Here is a 17,613-nt window from a genome sequence, read left to right as displayed (position 1 = left end):
TGGTCAGCCCCCGGTCAGCGCCTGATCGCGCAACCCGCGCCAGACCCTCAGCGCCTGGACCGTCTCGGCGACGTCATGGACGCGTAGGATCTGCACGCCCAGTTCGGCTCCGCGGACCGCGAGCGCAATCGAGCCGCCGAGACGCTGGTCGGGCGGCGCCTCGTTCGACAGCGCTCCGACCAGCCGCTTGCGACTGGCGCCGAGCAGGATCGGACACCCGAGCCCGTGGAAGATCGCGAGCCCGTTGAGCAGCGCGAGGTTCTCCGCGAGCGTCTTGCCGAAGCCGATGCCGGGATCGACGATGATCCGCGCGGGATCGACGCCGCCTGCGACCACCGCGGCGATCCGCGCCTCCAGCCAGTCGAACACATCGGTCAGGACGTTGGCATAGCCCCCGCTGCCGTGCCCGCCGGCCTTGGGATCGGGCGAGTGCATCAGCACCACCGGGCAACCGCTGCGCGCGACCATTCCGAGCGCGCGGTCGTCCCACAGCAGCGCCGAGACGTCGTTGACGATGTGCGCGCCCGCCGCCAGCGTCGCCTCCATCACCGCGGACTTGCGGGTGTCGATCGAGACCAGCGCACCGCTCGCGACCAGCCGTTCGGCGACCGGCAGCACGCGCGCGATCTCGTCGCCCTCCCACACCGCCGCGGCGCCGGGGCGGGTCGATTCGCCACCGAGGTCGATCAGCGTCGCGCCGGCCGCGGCCATGTCGACGCCGGCCGCAGCGGCATCGACGCCGTGCCTGCCGCCGTCGGAGAAGCTGTCGGGAGTGACGTTGAGGATACCGGCGACGACCGGCTGGTCGAACCGCAGCGTGCGACTGCCGAGCGTGAGCGGCGCGCGGGGGGCGACGATCGCGGCATGCAGCCGCGCGGCGCGATCGCCGAGCGCGACCGCGTCGGCGATCGGCATCGTTCGCCGGGTTCTCCCCTCGATCACCTCATACGCGGCGAACCACGTCATCCCGCCGGCAAGCCGCGCGACGGCGCCGTCGGGGTGGGTCATCGGGGTGTCGACGAACTGGACGGGGCGAAGGTGGAGGCTGGTCATGGCGTTCCTTGTGCGTCGGCCCTTGTTCCCCGGCGAAGGCCGGGGCCCAGTTGGCGGACGTTCGTGGCAACGAACGGTCCTTCGTCAGCAAGGACTCCCCACCTGGGCCCCGGCCTGCGCCGGGGAACAGCAAATCAGATCGTCGTCGCCAGCAGATAGGTCTGGCGCAGCGTGTCGATCGGCTTCAGCCCCTCGGGCGTCTCGTGGTGCCAAAAACTCCAGCCATTGCACGCCGGCGCGTTCTGCAGCGTCGAGCCGAGCTTGTGGATCGATCCGATCGTGCCGCAATCGCTGAGCAGCGATCCGTCGGCGCGCACCGCCGCACGCCAGCGCCGCTTGGCATCGGTCAGCACCGCACCCGGCACCAGATAGCCGTTTTCGACCAGCACCCCGAACGCGACCTTCGGCTGCGTCCGCGGGCTCATCATCGTCGACAGCGCCGATTCGTCGAGCGGCAGCGCGGCTTCGATCCGCTCCAGCGCCGCGTCGATATAATCGCCCTCGCGCTCGATCCCGATCCAGTGCCGCCCCAGCCGCTTCGCCACCGCGCCAGTCGTGCCAGTGCCGAAGAACGGATCGAGCACGACGTCGCCGGGCTTGGTGCACGCCAGCAGGATGCGATAGATCAGCGCCTCGGGCTTCTGCGTCGGATGCACCTTGGTGCCGTTCTTCTTCAGCCGCTCGCCCCCGCCGCAGATCGGGAACTCCCAGTCGGAGCGCATCTGCAGCTCGTCGTTGAGCGTCTTCATGCTGCGATAGTTGAAGGTGTATTTGGCCCTGTCGCCCTTCGACGCCCAGATCAGCGTCTCGTGCGCGTTGGTGAAGCGCGTCCCCCGGAAGTTGGGCATCGGGTTGGTCTTGCGCCAGACGATGTCGTTGAGGATCCAGAAGCCCTGGTCCTGCACCGCCGTGCCGACCCGGAAGATGTTGTGATAGCTGCCGATCACCCAGATCGTGCCATCGTCCTTAAGGATGCGGTGCGCTTCCTTGAGCCAGGCGCGGGTGAAATGGTCGTAGGCGGCGAAGGTGTCGAACTTGTCCCAGTCGTCTGTGACCGCGTCGACATGGCTGCCGTCGGGGCGGCACAGGTCGCCGCCGAGCTGAAGGTTGTAGGGCGGGTCGGCGAAGATCATGTCGACCGACTTCGCCGGCAGCGCGCGCATCGCCGCGATGCAATCGCCGCGCAGGATGCTGTCCAGCGGCAACACCACGGGCGCTACTGCAGAAACGGCTCGTGGCCTCGCGGCTGCAGAAACGGCTCGCGGCCGCGCGATTTCGATCACACCCATATGTCCGCCCCCATTGTCCGGGCATACCGGCGGAATCCTTCGACCCCGTCAAGCAAACTTTGGTTAAGGGCGGTGGCGGCGATCGCCGGTGTCGCGCGACATTCGACCGCTTCCCCGCCAGATATTGAGTCGGGTCGCACGCGCCGACTCAAGCAGTAGCGGTGTTGCGCGAAAGACTCAGCTCCAGACTTGCGTACGCCGCGGCGACCGGCGCGAAGCTGCGGCGGTGCAACGGGGTCGGCCCGTGCTCGCGCAATGCCTTCAGATGATGCTGGCAGCCATAGCCCTTGTTCGAATGCCAGTTGTACGCCGGGTGCAGTTCGGCATGCGCGAGCATGATGGTGTCGCGGGTGTGCTTGGCGACGATCGACGCGGCGGCGATCGACAGCGACTTGGCATCGCCGCCGACCAGCGCGGTCGCGGCATGGCGCCAGCGCGGCAGGCGGTTGCCGTCGACCAGCACGTGCGCGGGCGCCTGTGCCAGCGCCTCGACCGCCAGCGTCATCGCCTTCATCGTCGCCCAATAGATGTTGAGCGTGTCGATCTCGTCCGCCTCGACGATGCCGATCCCGACCACCGCGCAGCCCAGCAGCCGCGCGCACAGCCGTTCGCGCTCGGAGGCCGAAAGCTTCTTCGAATCGTCGATCCCGCGCGGCACCCCGCGCGCCGGCAGGATCACCGCGGCGGCGACCACCGGCCCGGCCAGCGGCCCGCGACCGGCCTCGTCGACGCCCGCGACCGGCGCGATGCACAGCTTTTCGTGTTTCAGTCCCGGCATCGGTCGAACGGTATCTTTCCCAGCGCGTGTCCCATCGGCCCATGGCCTTCGCCCAGACCGGGTGCTGCGGCAAGCGCGGCACGCACGAACGCGATGGCGCGGTCGATCGCGTCGGCGAGCGGCATGCCGGCGGCCAGACCGGTGGCGATCCCGCTGGCGAGCGTGCAGCCGGTGCCGTGGCTGTGCCGGGTGACGATGCGTGGGTTGGACCATGACGTCTCGCCGTCGTCGGCGACCAGCCGATCGGTGACGGTCTCGCTCTCGGCATGCCCGCCCTTGACCAGCACCGCAGCGCCGAGCGCACGGATCGCGGCTTCTCCGCCGAGCGCGGCGAGTTCGGGGAGGTTGGGGGTCACCAGCGTGGCGATCTGCATGAGGCGGGTAAAGGCGGCGATGGTGTCGACATCGGCCAGCACCGAACCACTGGTCGCGACCATGACGGGGTCGAAGACGATGGGGACCCGCCCGCCCCCTTGTTCCCCCGCGAAGGCGGGGGCCCAGCCTGGGCCCCCGCCTTCGCGGGGAACAACTGCGCCAGACGATCAGCTACGGCGTTGGCGGTTTCGGCTGATCCGATCATCCCGATCTTGACCGCATCGACGCCGATGTCGGACACGACCGAGTCAATCTGCGCTAGCACCATCGCGGTCGGGATCGGGTGAACCGCCTGCACGCCGAGCGTGTTCTGCGCGGTGATCGCGGTCACGGCGGTCAGCGCATGGCAACCCAGCATCGTGATCGTCTTGATATCGGCCTGGATACCGGCGCCACCGCCGGAATCCGATCCGGCGATGACGAGGATACGGGGGATGCGCGCGGACATGGAGTGTCCCTAGCGCCGTGCGCGTTGAGCGTCACCGTCCCCAGCGTACGTTCTCCTGCGAAAGCAGGAGAACACAGGCGTTTGCGTCACCCCGGCGTCAGCCGGGGTGACGGCATTGCTTACGCGGCGCGGGCCTTGACGATCTTGCCCGGCGTCTTCGGAGGCTCGCCCTTGGGCAGCGCGTCGATCAGGTCCATGCCGTCGGTGACTTCGCCCCAGACGGTGTACTGCTTGTCGAGGAATCGCGCGTCGTCGAACACGATGAAGAACTGCGAGTTCGCGGTGTCGGGCTGGTTGGTGCGCGCCATCGAGCACACGCCGCGGACATGCGGTTCGGCCGAGAATTCGGCCTTGAGGTTGGGCTTGTCGCTACCGCTCATGCCGGTGCCGGTGGGATCGCCGCCCTGCGCCATGAAGCCTGGGATCACGCGGTGGAAGACGACGCCGTCGTAGAAGCCGTCATTCGCCAGCTCGACGATCCGCTCGACATGCTTGGGCGCCAGATCGGGGCGCAGCTTGATCGTCACGTCGCCGCTTTCGAGCGTCAGCGTCAGCGTTTCGGGGGTGTCGGCCATGATAGTCTCCTGAATTGATCCGCGGCAGATAGGGAGCCGCCGCCCGACTGGCAAATGCGCGCCGGGCGGGTTAGGGCCCATCCGAACATCGAAAAAGCGAGCCAGCGATGAGCGAGATCGAGCTTCCCGAAGCGGAAACCGAAACCCAGCTCGATGAGGACGACCGGCTCAAACCCGAGTTCGTGCGTGCCGTGCTCGACGCGGTCGAGGCCGGCGACACCGAAAGCGCGCGGGCGCTGGTCGAGCCGCTGCATCCGGCCGACATCGCCGATCTGTTCGAGCTGACCCCGCGCGAGGATCGCGCGGGCCTCGCGCATGCGGTCAGCGACCTGCTCGACGGCGACGTCTTCGCCGAGATGAACGATTATGTCCGCGAGGACCTGATCGATGCGCTGACCCCGACCGAGGTCGCCGACCTGGCGTCCGAGCTCGACACCGATGACGCCGTCGCGATCATCGAGGACATGGACGAGGACGAGCAGCGCGCGGTGCTGCGCGCGCTCGACCCCGACGATCGCGCCGCGATCGAGGAAGCGCTGAGCTATCCCGAGGAATCCGCCGGCCGCCTGATGCAGCGCGAGCTGATCGCTGTCCCTGAGCATTGGACCGTCGGCGACGCGATCGATTACCTGCGCGGCCATGAAGAGCTGACGACCGATTTCTGGGAGATCTTCGTCGTCGATCCCGCGCACAAGCCGATCGGCACCTGCCAGCTGTCATGGATGCTGCGGACCCCGCGCGGGATCGCGATGGCCGACGTCATGAAGCGTGAACAGACGCTGATCCCGGTCGACATGGACCAGGAGGAAGTCGCGCTGCGCTTCCAGAAATACGCGCTGATCTCGGCGGCGGTGGTCGACAATGGCGGCCGGCTGGTCGGGATGATCACGGTCGACGACATCGTCCACATCATCTCCGAAGAAGCGGGCGAGGATACGCTGCGGCTGGCAGGTGCTGGCGACGGCGACATCAACGAACCGATCCGGCTGACCGTGCGGACGCGGATGACCTGGCTGATCGTCAACCTGGGGACGGCGATGATCGCGTCGTCGATCGTCGGGCTGTTCCAGGGCACAATCGCGACCTTCGCGCTGCTCGCGGTGCTGATGCCGATCGTCTCGGGGATGGGCGGCAATGCCGGGACGCAGACGCTGGCGGTGGTGGTGCGCGCGATCGCGACCAACCAGCTAACCAGTTCGAACACGCGGTGGATGGTGCTGCGCGAACTGCGGATCGCGGCGGCGAACGGCGCGATGCTGGGCGCTCTGATCGGCGTCGGCACGTACGTGATCTTCGACAATCGCGACCTGTCGATCGTGATCGCCGCGGCGATGATGATCAACAACGTCACCGCCGGACTGGGCGGCGTGCTGGTCCCGGTGACGCTCGACCGGATGAACGTCGATCCGGCGGTGTCGTCGGCGGTGTTCGTGACGACGCTGACCGATACGATGGGGTTCTTCTCGTTCCTCGGCCTCGCCACCTTGTGGGGGCTGCACGGCTGACCCATCTGGGCTGTCCATGCCGCTCCATCTGACAAAAGTCGCGTTCGGCGCGGAAAGCGTCGAGCATCTCGCCGAACGGCTGCGGCTGCGCGGGACGGAGGGGCCGGTGTTCCTGACGACGCGCTATCTACCGAAACGGCACGAGGAGATCGCGGGCCCGGTAGGCGAAGGGGGTTCGATGTTCTGGATCCTCAAGCACCAACTGGTCGCGCGCTCGCCGATCCTCGGGTTCGGCGAAGCGGAGGGCGGCCGCGTCGCGATCCATATCGATCCCGAGCTGGTGCTGGTCCAGGCGCGACCGAAGCGCGCGCATCAGGGCTGGCGGTATCTGGAGGGCGCGGACGCCCCGGTCGACCTGGGCGGCGATTCCAGCGGACTGGACGCGATGCCCGCGGCGCTGGTCGGCAAGCTCGCGGAACTTGCGCTGATCTGACCCCCCACCGTCACCCCAGCGCAGGCTGGGGTGACGATCAGGGGGATGCGGCCCCGCAGATCACCGGGCCACCGGCCGGCGCCTTCACGACGCATTTCGCCGGGCCGAGCACCGTCACCTTCCCCAGCCCGGTATTCGTGACCTGCGCGGACCCGCGCGCCCTAGCCTTGGTATCGCCGACACCGTCGACCGAGACGATCAGGTCGCTGGTGTCGAGCGCGGACGCGTCGATCACGCCGGGGCCACTGGTGGTCAGCCGTGCGCGCGCGGCGCGGCCTCCGATCGTCATCTGGCCGGTGCCGATCACGGTCGCGTTCAACTGGTCGGTATCGGCCTTGGCGAGCGTCAGGCTGCCGGCGCCGCTGACCGACAGGTCGACGCGCATCGCCTTCATCCCCGATATCGTCACCCGCCCGCCGCCGACCACGACCGCGGAGACCAGGGTCGGCGTGGTCAGCGTGACGACGACGGGTCCGGTACCGGTCCGCGATTGCTCACCCCAGCCGTTCAGGCCCTTGCCGACCACCAGCGTCGATCCGGTGACGCGGACCTCGACATCCTCGGTGGCCCGGCCGTCGCCCGAGATCGTCGCGCCCGGCGAGCGCCCGGTCTCGACACGGACCTCGAACGGGCCGTCGATGCGGATGCGTTCGAAGCTGCCGATCGAAACCGTACGGGTCGCGGCCGGCGCAGCGGCGGGAACGAGGAGCAGCGCGAGCAGGAGGTATCTCATGCTCGACAGCCTCGCGCGTCCCGCCGCGGCTGGCAAGTCGGGTGCCGACCCAGGCGCCAGCTCAGTTGGCGCAGCGAACCGAGCCGGACCCCATCTTCGACACCTTGCAGTGGGCGTTGGGGCCGAGGTCGACATCGCCCGACCCCATCATGTCGACCTGGGCGGCACCGTTGACGACCGCCGTGGCGTCGCCCGATCCCACGATCGCGACGGTCGCCGATCGCGCCTGGAGCTTGCTGCCTTCGACATTCCCCGATCCGGCGATCTCGATCTTCAGCGCCTTTGCGGTGCCCGCGGCGGTCGCGTTGCCCGACCCGGCGATCGAGAATGCGGCCTCCTCGACCTGTAGCGCGGCGACCTGCAAATTGCCCGATCCGGCGATCCCACCATCGAACTTGCTGCCTTCGACACGGTCGACGGTCATGTTGCCCGACCCCGCGACGTTCGCCTCGATCAGCCGCGGCAGCGTGACGAAGACCTTGACCTTGCTGCCCCCGCTCCAGTTCAACCCGGTGCGGTTCTTGCGGCCGACGTTGAGCGTCGACCCGTCCTTGTCGATGCGCAGCTTGTCGAGTTCCGCGGTCGGCCCCTCGGCGCGGACCGAGAAGCCGGTGCCGACGCGGACGTCGATATCGTCGGACCCCTTCAGCGCGATCCCGGTGAAGTCGGTGACCTGGAAGCTGCGGGCGCCGCCACTGCCTTGCGCGGCAACCGCGGTGCCCTCGGCGTCGCTGCTCGAACTGAACGAGCAGGCTGCGAGCGGGATAAGTAGGCCTAGCGCGAACGACTTCATGGCGATCCCTCCTGTGTGTTGCATGAACAATACACCGGATCGCCAGTCGCGCCAATCAAAAAAAAGGGCGGCCCCGAGGACCGCCCTTTCCGTACCCGGATAGGAGCCAGCGCTTACGCGGGCACCTTGTCCTTGTTGTAGATCGCGGCGGCAGCGCGGAGGATATCGAGGATCTTCTCCTGCGCCTTGGGCTCTTCGACCTCTTCCATCGCGGCGAGTTCGCGCGCCAGGCGGCTGGTCGCGCCTTCGAAGATCTGGCGCTCGGAATAGCTCTGCTCGGGCTGGTCGTCGGCACGGAACAGGTCGCGGACCACTTCGGCGATCGACACCAGATCGCCCGAGTTGATCTTCGCTTCATATTCCTGGGCGCGACGCGACCACATCGTGCGCTTGACCTTGGGCTTGCCCTTGAGCGTGTCCATCGCCTCGCGCATGGTCTTGTCCGACGACAGCTTGCGCATGCCGACGCTTTCGGCCTTGTTGGTCGGCACGCGGAGCGTCATGCGCTCCTTCTCGAACCGCAGCACATAGAGTTCCAGCGTCATGCCGGCAATTTCCGACCGTTGCAGGTCGATCACGCGGCCGACGCCGTGCTTCGGGTAAACAACATAATCACCGACGTCGAAGGACAGTGCCTTGGCAGCCATATGGGGCCTTTCCGGGTCATGCCTCCACAGCGATACAGCGGCAAAGGACTTGCCGCTCAGCTATCCGGGAGGGAATAGGGTTCGAACACACTCCAGCGGGCGCGATTCATCGTGCCCGTTACGGACCCTCTTAACAGCTTTGGAACAAAATTACCAGCCGATCATGGCAGGACGCTTGTCCCACCTCGCGACCGACGCGGACCTCAGTCGCCGGCGCCGGGCTCGGGCGAGAAATACTTGTCGAACTTGCCCTCGACGCCCTTCATCGCATCGGCATCGGGCGGCGTCTGGTTCGCGTTGCGCGTGACGTTGGGCCATTGCGCCGAGAAGGTGGTGTTGAGTTCGAGCCACTGCTCCAGCCCGCTCTCGGTGTCGGGCAGGATCGCTTCCGCCGGGCATTCGGGCTCGCACACGCCGCAGTCGATGCACTCGCTGGGGTTGATGACGAGCATGTTCTCGCCTTCGTAGAAGCAGTCCACGGGGCACACTTCCACGCAGTCCATGTACTTGCAGCGGATGCAGGCATCGGTGACGACGTAGGTCATTCTGGGCTCCCTTGGCCGAAGTCTTTCCGGCGACGAACGCGCCAGCGACTATGCGCGCATGCCGGTCGCGTCAATCATAGCAAGCCTTCTGCGAAACGTTATCAGGCTTTCGCCCGTCTCGCCCCCACGCGTCCCGGCCGCTCGGAGGCCACGCCGTCATCCTGACGAAAGTCAGGACCCAGAGCCACAAGGCGCTGTCCTATGGTATCCTGGGTCCTGACTTTCGTCAGGATGACGGGAGGGGGTGCGGCGGCGGCGTGCGCTTCGACGATCGCTCGTGCCGGTCGCGTCAATCATAGCAGGCCTTCTGCGAAACGTTATCAGGCTTTCGCTCGTCTCGCCCCTCACGCGCCCCGGCCGTTCGGAGGCCACTCCGTCATCCTGACGAAAGTCAGGACCCAGAGCCACAAGGCGCTGTCCTATGATATCCTGGGTCCTGACTTTCGTCAGGATGACGGGATGGGGTGCGGCGGCGGCGTGCGCTTTGGCGATCGCTCGCCCCGAAGCGCATCGGTCACTCGGCCGCGGAATCGCGGACGCTGTCGGCGGGCGTGTTGCCGGGGATCAGATCCTGATAACACGCCTGCGCCTCGGGGGCGGGGCCTCTCCGGGCGGGCAATGCTTCGATGCGGATCACGCGGACGTGGTCGCCGGCCGCGAACGTCAGGACGTTGCCGATGCGGACCGGGCAATGCGCGCGGTCGATCGGGCGGCCGTCGATGCGCAACCGGCCCTTCTCCGCGATCGCCTGCGCGGCGCTGCGGGTCTTGGCCAGCCGGACGTACCACAGGAAGCGATCGATCCGCATGCCGTCAGCCATGGCGGACGCGTTCGGCCAGCGCGGCGAACGCGCCGGACATCGCGGTGTCGAACGCCGGTGGCGGCGGCGCCTTGGCGGGCGGCCGGCCGCGCCAGACCCAGCGCGGGGTGTCGCCGGCGACCGGCCGAAAGCCGAGTTCCGCCATCAACCGATCGAGCGACGCCGCGTCCAGCCCGATCGACGTCGCGAGCGCCGGATCGGGCGCGAACGGCGTTCGGCCATCTCTGGAATCATGCGCCGCACGGGCGATCCGTTCGACCAAGTCGACGCGGACGCACTGGTGCGCGAGCGGACGGAAGCCGTTCTCTAGGCCGGCGCCCGACCGCGGCAACACCGTGGCTCCATCGGGCGCGGGCGACGGCGGCGTCCCCCGCGTCGCGAGCAACGCGCGGCGCCAATAGGCTGCACCCGGCTTCAGCAACCGCGCATCGAAAAGGTCTAGCGCCCCGATCGTGACGCCGATCGTGCGCAGCCGCTTGCGCTCGTCGGGGCGCAGCGCATCGAGCGACAGGCGCAGCGGCAGCCGCGGGGTGATGCCCCCCGCCGCCTCGACCGCGCTCGCCACCACGCGCAGCGCCGGCGTCGCCTGCGGATCGCGCGCGACCTCGGCAAGGCGGACCAGCCCGCCGACGCGCTTGCCCAGCATCGTCGCCAGCCACGCGCCGAGCCGCGCCTGCACCCGGTCGCGCATCGTCCGGTCGAGACAGTCGAGGTCGCGGTCGAGCACCAATTTCGGGCGTGCGAGCGACGGCCCCGCGCCCAGCGTCGCGACGCGGTGGCCGGCCCAGGCGATTCCGGTTTCGGTCAACGTGATATCGGCGTCGGCAGCATCCGAGAGCGCCTGCCCGCGCCGCGCCCGTTCGCCCGCGAGCCGCTTCTCGGCCGCCGCGAGCAGCAGCCGCTTGTCGCTCGCGCGGGCATCGGCGGCGACGGTGAAGCGAAAACCGTCGAGCCGGCCGATCGCATGCTCCTCGACCATCACCTCGCCCTCGGCACCGATCACGACCGGCAGCGACGACGCATCCGCGCCGATCTGGCGCATCAGCGCGGTGGTGCGCTTGTCGACGAAGCGCTGCGTCAGGCTGGCGTGGAGCGCATCCGACAGCCGTTCCTCGAGCGCGGCGGTGCGGCCAGCCCAATGCGCCGGATCGGCCAGCCAGTCGCTGCGCTGCGCAATATACGCCCAGCTGCGCGCGGCGGCGATCCGCCCCGCGATCACCTCGACATCGCCCGCGACGGTATCGAGGCGGGCGATCTCGTCGGCGAACCACTGGTGCGGGATATGCCCGCGCGCCTCGCTCAGATGGCCGAACAACCGCGAGACGAAGCGCGCATGCGGGTCGAGCCCGGTCTTGCGGAAATCGGGCACGCCGCACGCCGCCCACAACCGCGCCACCATCTTCGGATGCCGCGCCCGCTCACGGACCCAGCCTTCCTCCGCGAGCCGCTTCAGCACGCCGAGGTCGAGCGCCTGAGGCGCGGCGCGCAGGACGCCCGATGGCGGGCGCGCTTCCAGGCTGGCGATCAGCGCGTCGACGCTCGAGAAATCGGGTTCGCCCTGTCGCCAGTAGAGGTTCTCGAGCCGCGGGAAGCGGTGTTCCTCGATCGCCAGCACCTCTTCGGGCAGGAACGCGCCGGGGCCGTCGTCCGACAATGCGCCAAAGGTGCCGTCGCGCTGGTGGCGGCCGGCGCGGCCGGCGATCTGCGCCATCTCGGCGACGGTCAGCCGGCGCTGGCGCTTGCCGTCGAACTTGTTGAGCGACGCGAACGCGACATGCGCGACGTCCATGTTCAGCCCCATTCCGATCGCGTCGGTCGCGACCAGGTAATCGACCTCGCCGGCCTGGAACATAGCGACCTGCGCATTGCGAGTGCGGGGGGACAGCGCGCCCATCACCACCGCCGCGCCCCCGCGCAACCGCCGCAGCATCTCGGCGACCGCGTAGACCTCCTCTGCGGAGAACGCGACGATCGCGGAGCGCTTGGGCAACCGGCTGATCTTCCGCGCGCCGGCATAGCTCAGCGTCGAGAAGCGCGGGCGGTTGACGATCTCGGCGGTCGGGACCAGCGACTTGATCATCGGGCGCAGCGCTTCGGAGCCGAGGATCATCGTCTCCTCACGCCCGCGTGCGCGCAGCAACCGGTCGGTGAAGACATGGCCGCGCTCGGGATCGGCGCCGAGCTGCGCCTCGTCCAGGCCGACGAACGCGACATCCCGGTCGGGCATCGACTCGGCCGTGCACAGCAACCAGCGCGCGTCGGGCGGCGTGATCTTTTCCTCGCCGGTGATCAGCGCGACGCGGTTGGCGCCCTTGATCGCGACGACCCGGTCATAGACTTCGCGCGCCAGCAGCCGCAGCGGGAAGCCGATCATGCCGCTGGAATGCGCGCACATCCGCTCGATCGCGAGATGCGTCTTGCCCGTGTTGGTCGGCCCCAGCACCGCCGTGATCGCACCGGACCCATCGTCGTTCATCGCGGTAACATCGGAGGTTACAGGCGGGCTTGCAATGACTTGCGATAAGCAGACCGTCCAGAGAGGGCGCCGCGTGTTGGTTCCCACCCGAAGTTTCGAACCGGCTTCGGCGCACCACGCACTGTCGCAAAGGCAGCGTCGGTTAATTTGACTTTAGGGTCTGATCTCCACAACCACCGCACCCTGACCAGAGGGGAATACCGCCCTCTTTCCGACCCCAATTTTTCGAAAGTGCCCGCGTGTTTGTTCGTGACGAGACTGGAGTGGAGCTGGCAGGCGGCACCAACGCTCGTACCCTGGGGCGGGCGTTCGGCCGCGCGTTCGTGCCGGATCATGCAACAACGCCGCTCGATACCCTGCGCGAGACGATCGCGCGGATCGACTGGGTGCCCGACCTGGGATCGCGGATCGGGTCGCGCGACTGGTGGCGTGGCCTCGTTACCTGCAGCGCTTTGTGTGCCGCGACGTGGATGCTGTCGCCAGGCTTCCGTCCGCTGACCGGCACGGTACCACCGCCGCTGGCCGGTGCCGAATGGGACGAATCGCGTGCGCTGGCGATCTCACCGCTCGCGCTGGGCGCCGATACCGGCCGGCACATGGCCGCGAACGACCTGGTCGCGCCGCTCACCGAAGCACCCGAACGCCCGACCGTCGAACTCTCCGCGACGCTGGGCGAAGGCGACGCGATCGACCGGGTGCTGATGCGCGCCGGCGTCGGCCGCAACGATGCCGAAGCCGCCGCCGGGCTGGTCGCGCAGGCGGTCGATCCCCACGCGATCAAGGCGGGGACGCGGATCGCGCTGACGCTCGGCCGCCGTGCCGACCGCACCGTCGCGCGGCCGCTGGAGACGCTCGATTTCCGCGCACGGTTCGATCTCGGCCTGACGCTGTCGCGCGCCGCGAGCGGGCTGACGATGACTCGCAAGCCGATCGCGGTCGACGACACCCCGCTCCGTATCCAGGGCCTGGTCGGATCGAGCCTCTATCGCTCGGCGCGCGCCGCGGGCGTGCCGGCCAAGATCATCGAATCCTATATCAAGGCGATGGCGTCGCGGCTGTCGATCGGACGCGACGTCACCGCGGCGGACGGCTTCGACCTGGTCATCGCGCGCGAGCGGGCGGCGACCGGCGAGACCCGGATCGGCGACCTGCTGTTTGCCGGGCTCAACCAGGCGAGTCGGAAGCTGCAGCTGGTACGCTTCGGTGCGGAGGGCGCCGAGTCGGACGGCAATGTCGACGGCTGGTTCGACGCCAACGGCCAGACCGAACGGCGCGCGGTCTCGGGGCTGCCGGTGCTTGGCCGGATCACATCGAGCTTCGGGTGGCGGATGCATCCGCTGCTGGGCTTCACGCGGATGCACAAGGGGCTCGATATCGGCGCACCCTATGGCTCGCCGATCCACGCGATGACCGACGGCATCGTCGCGTTCGCGGGCCGCACCGGCGGTTACGGCAACTTCGTCAAGCTGGTCCACGGCGGCGGGATGGCGAGCGGCTACGGCCATATGAGCCGGATCGCGGTCTCGTCGGGCACCCGCGTCCACCAAGGCCAGGTGATCGGCTATGTCGGCTCGACGGGGATGTCGACCGGGCCGCATCTGCACTGGGAAGTCTGGCGCAACGGCACCGCGATCAACCCGCGGCTGGTCTCGTTCTCCAGCGTGACGGCGCTGTCGGGCGACAAGCTGCGCGCGTTCAAGGCCAAGGTGGCGCGGCTGCTCGCGGTGCGGGTCGGCGGCTAGACTCCCGCGGCGATCGTCTTGATCAGCCAGTCGTGGAACAGCTTCACCGGTTTTTGCTGCAGCGCGCGGGGGCGGCAGACGAACCAGTAGCTGTAGGGGCTCTCGACATCGATATCGAACAGCCGCACCAGCCGGGGGTCGTTGGCATCCTCGAAATGACTCGCGTGCATGAACGCGATGCCGAGGCCCTGCGCCGCCGCCTCGAGCATCAGCGCGCCCGAATCGAAATGGTCGATCGCCAGCGGCTCGATATCCTCCAGCCCCGCCGCGGTCCGCCATGCGGTGAAGGTGTCGGGCATGTCCCGGTGCAACAGCGCGGTCAGTTCGGACAGCTGTTCGGGCCGCGTCACCGGATCGGGCCGCTCCAGCAGGCTGCGCGCACCGATCACATAGACCGAATTGCGATCGAGCCGCTTGGCATAGAGCGTCGGGTCGATCTCGCGCTGCAACGCGATCACCGCGTCGAGCCCGTCGCCCAGCCGCGACACGCCGTGCCCCGCGGTATCGATGTCGAGGTGGAGTTCGGGATGCGAGACGCGCAGTTCGCCCAGCCGCGGGAACAGCCGCTGCGATGCGAACAGCGGCAGGATGCCGAGCCGCAGCCGCAGCACTTCGGTGCCGCTGGTCATCGATTCGACCGCATCCGACAGGCTGTCGAGCACCGGCGCGATCTGCGTCAGGAGCCGTTCGCCATCGGCGTTGAGCACCATCGCCTGGTGCCGCCGCGCGAACAACGGCTTGCCGATGAAGCGTTCCAGGCTCTGCACCCGGCGGCTCAGCGCGGGGGCCGACAGCGCCAGATCCTCCGCCGCAGCCTTGATCGACCCCAGCCGGGCGACCTGCACGAACGCCTCGATCGCACCCAAGGGGGGTAGTCTGCGCATGGTCACCTCCCCAACACCGTCTGGTGCAATCGTACCGACGATTGCGTGAACTGCAATCGTAGTGATTCCTTTCGCACTTGCAACATGAACCGGCGCGAGGGAAAGAAACCTCGCCTTTCAGGCATCCTCTCCTAAAAACTTTCACGGGCTGGCCTTTCGAGGCCGGCCCTTTTTTTGTCCGTCCAAGTCCTCGCGAACCGCCCGCCGGTCACCTATCTCTCGCGGTACGAAGCCGAAGGGATGATGATGGCCGACAGCGAAACTCCGACGCGGAAAATCCAGGTGGCGAACAGCCGCGCCGAGGACAGCGGCCGCGGGCTGGCGCATCTGCCGCGCGCGTTGATGGCGGCGCTGCAGATCGCCGAGGGCGACGTGATCGAGATCCTCGGCAAGCAGAACACGCCCGCGCGCGCCGTTGGGCCCTATCCCGAGGACGAGGGCCTCGACATCGTCCGCATCGACGGGTTGCAGCGCGCCAATGCCGGCGTCGGCTCGGGCGATTTCGTCGAGGTGCGCAAAGCCGAATCGAAGCCCGCCACCCGCGTGGTGTTCGCCCCCGCGCAGCAGAATTTGCGGCTCCAGGGGTCGACCAACGCGCTGAAGCGCACCTTCCTCGGGCGGCCGATCTGCCAGGGCGACATCGTCGCGACCGCGGGGCATCAGCGCGTCGGCAACATGCCGCCCAACGTCCAGCAGTTCATGAACGCGCCGGCCTATGCGTTGCAGGAGATCCGCCTCGCGGTGATCGCGGCGAGCCCCAAGGGCGTCGTCCATATCGACGAGAATACCGAGATCGAGCTGCGCGCCGAGTATGAGGAGCCCGCCGACGCACGGCGTGCCGACGTCACCTATGACGATATCGGCGGGATGGCGCAGACCATCGACCAGCTGCGCGAGATGGTCGAGCTGCCGCTGCGCTACCCCGAACTGTTCCAGCGCCTCGGCGTCGATCCGCCCAAGGGCGTGTTGCTGCATGGCCCGCCCGGCACCGGCAAGACGCGCCTCGCACGCGCCGTTGCCAATGAATCCGACGCGCAGTTCTTCCTGATCAACGGTCCCGAGATCATGGGGTCGGCGTATGGCGAGTCCGAGGGCAAGCTGCGCCAGGTGTTCGAGGAAGCGGCCAAGGCTGCGCCGTCGATCGTGTTCATCGACGAGATCGATTCGATCGCGCCGAAGCGTGGCCAGGTGTCGGGCGAGGCCGAGAAGCGCCTCGTCGCGCAGTTGCTGACACTGATGGACGGGCTTGAATCGCGTGCCAACCTCGTCGTGATCGCGGCGACCAACCGGCCCGAGGCGATCGACGAGGCGCTGCGGCGTCCCGGCCGGTTCGACCGCGAGATCGTCGTCGGCGTCCCCGACGAACGCGGGCGCCGCGAGATCATCGGCATCCACACCCGCGGCATGCCGCTGGGCGACCGGGTCGATCTCGATGAGCTGGCGCGCACTACCTATGGCTTCGTCGGCGCCGATCTGGCGGCGCTGACCCGCGAGGCGGCGATCGAGGCAGTGCGGCGGATCATGCCCAAGCTGAACCTCGAGGAGCGCACGATTCCGCCCGAGGTGCTCGACGAGCTGTCGGTGACGCGCGAGGACTTCCTCGGTGCCCTGAAGCGCGTCCAGCCATCAGCGATGCGCGAAGTCATGGTGCAGGCGCCGACGGTGCGCTGGGCCGATGTCGGCGGGCTCGACGACGCGCAGATGCGCCTGAAGGAGGGCGTCGAACTGCCGCTCAAGAACCCCGATGCGTTCCGGCGCCTGGGGATCCGCCCGGCCAAGGGCTTCCTGCTCTATGGTCCGCCGGGCACCGGCAAGACGCTGCTGGCCAAGGCGGTCGCGCGCGAGGCGGAGGCGAACTTCATCGCCACCAAGTCGAGCGACCTGCTGAGCAAATGGTATGGCGAAAGCGAGCAGCAGATCGCCCGGCTGTTCAGCCGCGCCCGCCAGGTCGCGCCGTGCGTGATCTTCATCGACGAACTCGATTCGCTGGTGCCCGCCCGCGGGTCCGGCGCCGGCGAGCCGCAGGTGACCGAGCGCGTCGTCAACACCATCCTGGCCGAGATGGACGGGCTGGAAGAGTTGCAGTCGGTGGTCGTGATCGGCGCGACCAACCGGCCCAACCTGATCGACCCGGCGTTGCTGCGGCCGGGGCGGTTCGACGAACTCGTCTATGTCGGCGTGCCGGACAAGGCGGGGCGTCGGCGTATCCTCGGCATCCAGACGCAGAAGATGCCGCTGGCCGCCGATGTCGACCTCGACGCGATCGCCAGCCGCACCGACCGGTTCAGCGGTGCGGACCTGGAGGACGTCGTGCGTCGTGCCGGCCTGGTCGCGCTGCGCCGCGCGATCGAATCGACCGAAGTGACGATGGCCGATTTCGACAAGGCGCTGACCGAATCGCGGGCGTCGGTGACGCCGGAGACCGAACGCGAATACGAACAGATGGCGGCGCGGCTCAAACAGGATGCGACCGCGATCCAGCCGATCGGCTTCGCATTCCCGAAGCGCGAGGACTGA

The 17,613-nt window shown here is 68.3% G+C and carries 15 protein-coding genes and 1 pseudogene; 4 read left to right on the top strand and 12 right to left on the bottom strand.

What is annotated here, in order from left to right; all coding sequences use genetic code 11:
• Positions 1 to 3: 3 nt before the first annotated feature.
• The 5 genes and pseudogenes from folP to SJY20_RS00825 form a co-directional block, all read right to left on the bottom strand.
• A complete protein-coding gene (gene folP / locus SJY20_RS00845) occupies positions 4 to 1,053 on the bottom strand; it encodes a dihydropteroate synthase (RefSeq protein WP_380784711.1) in 1,050 nt (349 codons plus the stop codon).
• 134 nt (positions 1,054 to 1,187) lie between these two features.
• The gene (locus SJY20_RS00840; protein ID WP_380784710.1) at positions 1,188 to 2,342 is read right to left on the bottom strand and encodes a site-specific DNA-methyltransferase; all 1,155 of its coding nucleotides are present in this window, start codon (positions 2,340 to 2,342) and stop codon (positions 1,188 to 1,190) included.
• 148 nt (positions 2,343 to 2,490) lie between these two features.
• Entirely contained in the window at positions 2,491 to 3,120 is a 630-nt protein-coding gene (locus tag SJY20_RS00835) for a ribonuclease HII (protein WP_380784709.1), read from the bottom strand.
• Positions 3,108 to 3,943 (bottom strand): annotated as a pseudogene (locus SJY20_RS00830) (hydroxymethylpyrimidine/phosphomethylpyrimidine kinase). Before SJY20_RS00830 ends, SJY20_RS00835 begins: the two are co-directional and overlap by 13 nt.
• Positions 3,944 to 4,062: 119 nt before the next feature.
• Entirely contained in the window at positions 4,063 to 4,518 is a 456-nt protein-coding gene (locus SJY20_RS00825) for a peptidylprolyl isomerase (RefSeq protein WP_380784708.1), read from the bottom strand.
• Between the two features lie 107 nt (positions 4,519 to 4,625).
• Between SJY20_RS00825 and mgtE the strand changes: the two genes are divergently transcribed.
• Together mgtE and SJY20_RS00815 are read left to right on the top strand one after the other, a co-directional pair.
• The gene (mgtE, locus tag SJY20_RS00820; RefSeq protein ID WP_380784707.1) at positions 4,626 to 6,023 is read left to right on the top strand and encodes a magnesium transporter; all 1,398 of its coding nucleotides are present in this window, start codon (positions 4,626 to 4,628) and stop codon (positions 6,021 to 6,023) included.
• Between the two features lie 16 nt (positions 6,024 to 6,039).
• On the top strand, positions 6,040 to 6,456 hold the full coding sequence (locus tag SJY20_RS00815) for a DUF1489 family protein (protein WP_380784706.1): 417 nt from the start codon (positions 6,040 to 6,042) through the stop codon (positions 6,454 to 6,456).
• Between the two features lie 37 nt (positions 6,457 to 6,493).
• Here the strand turns inward: SJY20_RS00815 and SJY20_RS00810 are convergent, their stop codons facing one another.
• The 6 genes from SJY20_RS00810 to SJY20_RS00785 form a co-directional block, all read right to left on the bottom strand.
• Positions 6,494 to 7,189, bottom strand: coding sequence for a GIN domain-containing protein (locus tag SJY20_RS00810; RefSeq protein ID WP_380784705.1), 696 nt, complete (start codon positions 7,187 to 7,189; stop codon positions 6,494 to 6,496).
• 61 nt (positions 7,190 to 7,250) lie between these two features.
• Positions 7,251 to 7,982 (bottom strand): head GIN domain-containing protein, encoded by a 732-nt coding sequence (locus SJY20_RS00805; protein ID WP_380784704.1) that lies wholly within the window; start codon positions 7,980 to 7,982, stop codon positions 7,251 to 7,253.
• Positions 7,983 to 8,095: 113 nt separating this feature from the next.
• Positions 8,096 to 8,629: a CarD family transcriptional regulator gene (locus tag SJY20_RS00800; protein WP_380784703.1), complete on the bottom strand. Its 534-nt coding sequence runs from the start codon at positions 8,627 to 8,629 to the stop codon at positions 8,096 to 8,098.
• Positions 8,630 to 8,832: 203 nt separating this feature from the next.
• Complete coding sequence (gene fdxA / locus SJY20_RS00795) at positions 8,833 to 9,174, bottom strand: ferredoxin FdxA (protein WP_147083476.1); 342 nt, start codon at positions 9,172 to 9,174, stop codon at positions 8,833 to 8,835.
• 514 nt (positions 9,175 to 9,688) lie between these two features.
• Complete coding sequence (locus SJY20_RS00790) at positions 9,689 to 9,994, bottom strand: RNA-binding S4 domain-containing protein (RefSeq protein ID WP_380784702.1); 306 nt, start codon at positions 9,992 to 9,994, stop codon at positions 9,689 to 9,691.
• Entirely contained in the window at positions 9,987 to 12,470 is a 2,484-nt protein-coding gene (locus tag SJY20_RS00785; RefSeq protein ID WP_380784701.1) for a helicase-related protein, read from the bottom strand. The genes SJY20_RS00790 and SJY20_RS00785 overlap by 8 nt, the downstream gene beginning before the upstream one ends.
• A gap of 239 nt (positions 12,471 to 12,709) precedes the next feature.
• Here SJY20_RS00785 and SJY20_RS00780 point away from each other — a divergent pair, with 239 nt between their 5' ends.
• Entirely contained in the window at positions 12,710 to 14,212 is a 1,503-nt protein-coding gene (locus SJY20_RS00780; protein WP_380784700.1) for a M23 family metallopeptidase, read from the top strand.
• Here SJY20_RS00780 and SJY20_RS00775 read toward each other — a convergent pair.
• The gene (locus tag SJY20_RS00775) at positions 14,209 to 15,096 is read right to left on the bottom strand and encodes a LysR substrate-binding domain-containing protein (RefSeq protein WP_380784699.1); all 888 of its coding nucleotides are present in this window, start codon (positions 15,094 to 15,096) and stop codon (positions 14,209 to 14,211) included. The genes SJY20_RS00780 and SJY20_RS00775 overlap by 4 nt on opposite strands.
• A 246-nt stretch (positions 15,097 to 15,342) precedes the next feature.
• Between SJY20_RS00775 and SJY20_RS00770 the strand changes: the two genes are divergently transcribed.
• The gene (locus SJY20_RS00770) at positions 15,343 to 17,613 is read left to right on the top strand and encodes a CDC48 family AAA ATPase (RefSeq protein WP_380788508.1); all 2,271 of its coding nucleotides are present in this window, start codon (positions 15,343 to 15,345) and stop codon (positions 17,611 to 17,613) included.

The organism is Sphingomonas sp. R86521, assembly GCF_042466235.1.
GTDB lineage: Bacteria > Pseudomonadota > Alphaproteobacteria > Sphingomonadales > Sphingomonadaceae > Sphingomonas.
This window is presented reverse-complemented; position numbering and strand designations above follow the sequence as displayed.

What these genes read in the sequence shown, in the direction of transcription:
- folP (WP_380784711.1), bottom strand. Translation starts at nt 1,053, where the DNA reads ATGACCAGCCTCCACCTTCGCCCCGTCCAGTTCGTCGACACCCCGATG.
- SJY20_RS00840 (WP_380784710.1), bottom strand. Translation starts at nt 2,342, where the DNA reads ATGGGTGTGATCGAAATCGCGCGGCCGCGAGCCGTTTCTGCAGCCGCG.
- SJY20_RS00835 (WP_380784709.1), bottom strand. Translation starts at nt 3,120, where the DNA reads ATGCCGGGACTGAAACACGAAAAGCTGTGCATCGCGCCGGTCGCGGGC.
- SJY20_RS00825 (WP_380784708.1), bottom strand. Translation starts at nt 4,518, where the DNA reads ATGGCCGACACCCCCGAAACGCTGACGCTGACGCTCGAAAGCGGCGAC.
- mgtE (WP_380784707.1), top strand. Translation starts at nt 4,626, where the DNA reads ATGAGCGAGATCGAGCTTCCCGAAGCGGAAACCGAAACCCAGCTCGAT.
- SJY20_RS00815 (WP_380784706.1), top strand. Translation starts at nt 6,040, where the DNA reads ATGCCGCTCCATCTGACAAAAGTCGCGTTCGGCGCGGAAAGCGTCGAG.
- SJY20_RS00810 (WP_380784705.1), bottom strand. Translation starts at nt 7,189, where the DNA reads ATGAGATACCTCCTGCTCGCGCTGCTCCTCGTTCCCGCCGCTGCGCCG.
- SJY20_RS00805 (WP_380784704.1), bottom strand. Translation starts at nt 7,982, where the DNA reads ATGAAGTCGTTCGCGCTAGGCCTACTTATCCCGCTCGCAGCCTGCTCG.
- SJY20_RS00800 (WP_380784703.1), bottom strand. Translation starts at nt 8,629, where the DNA reads ATGGCTGCCAAGGCACTGTCCTTCGACGTCGGTGATTATGTTGTTTAC.
- fdxA (WP_147083476.1), bottom strand. Translation starts at nt 9,174, where the DNA reads ATGACCTACGTCGTCACCGATGCCTGCATCCGCTGCAAGTACATGGAC.
- SJY20_RS00790 (WP_380784702.1), bottom strand. Translation starts at nt 9,994, where the DNA reads ATGGCTGACGGCATGCGGATCGATCGCTTCCTGTGGTACGTCCGGCTG.
- SJY20_RS00785 (WP_380784701.1), bottom strand. Translation starts at nt 12,470, where the DNA reads ATGAACGACGATGGGTCCGGTGCGATCACGGCGGTGCTGGGGCCGACC.
- SJY20_RS00775 (WP_380784699.1), bottom strand. Translation starts at nt 15,096, where the DNA reads ATGCGCAGACTACCCCCCTTGGGTGCGATCGAGGCGTTCGTGCAGGTC.
- SJY20_RS00770 (WP_380788508.1), top strand. Translation starts at nt 15,343, where the DNA reads ATGGCCGACAGCGAAACTCCGACGCGGAAAATCCAGGTGGCGAACAGC.